Genomic DNA, 2,704 nt, shown 5'->3' on the forward strand with positions numbered 1-2,704 from the left:
CCAGCTCCTGAGGCTCGCAGCGCTCGCCGACGAAGACCTCGACATACTCGGCGACGCGGCTGATGCGCTCGCTGACGCTTTCCTGAGTGCGCATCGACAGATAGCCGATCTGGGTCAGGTAGGTGGTGCGCGCTCGTACGTTGGCGAGTTGCTCGGGCTGGCCGTAGCGCATCAGCATGCTGGTCAGCGCCTGAATGCGTGCCTGATCGGCGCGGGCGACGGCAGCGGCGACCTCCGCGTTCTGAGAGGCCCAGTTGCGGATCGCCAGCTCGAAGCGTGAATCGAACAGTGACGCATCCAGCCAGCAGTCGAAGACATTGAGCATGGCTTCCACCACCGTGGCGGCGTATTGCTCGCAGCGCCCGATCAGGCCGGCGGTATTGTGAGCATCCCAGCGCGCGAGCAGCGCGGTGAGCAGGGCGTCGCGGTCCTTGAAGCTCCAGTAGAAGCTGGTGCGTGACAGGCCCAGCGTCTTGGCCAATGTCAGGACGCGCACCGAATCCACGCCGCCCAGCAACAGCTGCTGATAGGCGGCTTCCAGCCAGTCCTCGGCCTTGCCGCGCCCGGCAGCCTGGGCGCCGTCACTTGCCGGGGGGACGCTTGGGGACTCTGGCATCGGCGGTCTCCTGAAAGCCGGGGGATGGTGAGGCTCATGTAAGGTCGATCGTGCGATGACGCCAAGAGCATGCTGTTTGCGACAGCGACGAGTCTGGCTGCGTCAGGCGGGCGAGAACGGCGTGTCCGGTGACGCATGGCCTGAAGCCTAGGACTATAGTCAGCGTATGTACACAGGTGTACGCAATAAAGACACCCCTGTTCTCGCTGTCTGCTCATCAGGAGGCCACATGGCTCAGGACCCGCTGCTCACGCCGTTCACGCTCAAGCATCTGACCCTCAAGAATCGCTTGATGATGACCTCCCACGAGCCTGCCTATCCGGAAGATGGCATGCCCAAGGCGCGTTACCGCGCCTATCACGAGGAGCGTGCGCGTGCCGGCATCGCCCTGACCATGACGGCGGGCTCCGCCTCGGTGGCGAAGGACAGCCCGCCGGTGTTCAACAACATCCTGGCGTATCGCGATGAGGTGGTGCCGTGGCTCAGCGAGCTGACGGATGCCTGTCATGAGCACGGCACCGCGGTGATGATCCAGCTCACTCACCTGGGACGCCGCACACGTTGGGACAAGGCCGACTGGTTGCCGGCGGTCTCGGCGTCCCATCGTCGTGAGGCGGCGCACCGCGCCTTTCCCAAGCGGGTCGAGGACTGGGATATCGCACGGCTGATCCAGGACTACGCCGACGCCGCCGAGCGCATGCAGGCAGCCGGCCTCGACGGTATCGAGCTGCAGGCCTATGGCCATCTGATGGACCAGTTCTGGTCACCGCTCACCAATACGCTGGATGGCCCCTACGGCGGCAGTCTCGAGAATCGACTGCGCTTCACCATGGAAGTGTTGAGCGCCATTCGCGCACGGGTGGGCAGCGAGTTCATCGTCGGCGTTCGCTACACGGGAGATGAGTGTCTGAGTGGCGGGCTGGATGCCAGCGATGGCCTGGAAGTCTCGCGTCTGCTGCGCGATAGCGGTCAGGTCGATTTTCTCAATGTGGTGCGCGGCCATATCGATACCGATGCGGGCCTCACCGATGTCATCCCGATCCAGGGCATGGCCAGTGCGCCGCATCTCGACTTCGCCGGACAGATTCGCGAGGCGATGGATTTTCCGACCTTCCACGGCGCCAAGATTCAGGACATCGCCACCGCACGTCACGCCATCGCCACTGGCAAGGTCGACATGGTCGGCATGACGCGCGCCCACATGGCGGACCCGCACATCGTGCGCAAGCTGATGGCCGGGCAGGAGGAGACCATCCGCCCCTGTGTCGGGGCCAACTATTGTCTGGATCGCATCTATCAGGGCGGCTCCGCTTACTGCATTCATAACGCTGCGACCGGGCGGGAGCTGGAGCAACCGCATGACATCACGCCTGCCGAGGTCACCCGGAAGGTCGTGATCATCGGCGCGGGCCCGGCAGGGCTCGAGGCCGCACGCGTCGCCGGTGAGCGCGGCCATCAGGTGGTGGTGCTGGAAGCGGCCGACCAGCCGGGTGGCCAGATTCGCCTCACCGCGCAGAGCGAGCGGCGACGCGAGATGATCGGCATCATCGATTGGCGCATCAGTCGCTGTGAGGCGCTCGGCGTCGAGATGCGCTACAACGTCTTCGCCGAGGCCGAGGATGTGCTGGCGGAGCAACCCGATGTCGTCATCGTCGCCACCGGTGGCTATCCCGAGGAAGACATGCCGCAGGTCGGCAGCGAGCTGGTCGTCTCCAGCTGGGACATTCTCTCAGGCCATGTCACGCCTGGCCGCAACGTGCTGCTGTTCGATGATGCGGGAGACCACGCCGCGCTACAGGCCGCCGAGATGATCGCCAACTCCGGTGCCAGGCTCGAGATGATGACGCCAGACCGCACCTTCGCGCCGGAAATCATGGCCATGAACCTGGTGCCCTACATGCGCAGCCTGCAACGTCTCGCCGTCACCTTCACGCCGACCTATCGCCTCGGCAGTGTCACGCGCAGTGAGGATGGCCAGCTGATCGCCCATATCGGCAGTGATTATCTGGATGACGCCGTGGCGCAGGGCAAGGGCACCGGTGCCTACGCGGATCAGCGCCTCGTCGATCAGGTAGTGGTCAACTACGG

The 2,704-nt window shown here is 64.7% G+C and carries 2 protein-coding genes; one reads left to right on the plus strand and one right to left on the minus strand.

The genetic code is table 11. The features are described 5' to 3' along the window. Window positions 1-616 (minus strand): TetR/AcrR family transcriptional regulator (locus AC4FAH_RS14380; protein ID WP_490246294.1); only part of this gene is annotated, 616 nt, incomplete at its 3' end. Between the two features lie 229 nt (window positions 617-845). Here AC4FAH_RS14380 and AC4FAH_RS14385 point away from each other — a divergent pair. Then, window positions 846-2,704: oxidoreductase (locus AC4FAH_RS14385; protein ID WP_490246295.1), on the plus strand; the 1,859-nt coding region annotated here is incomplete at its 3' end.

The organism is Cobetia sp., assembly GCF_983723665.1.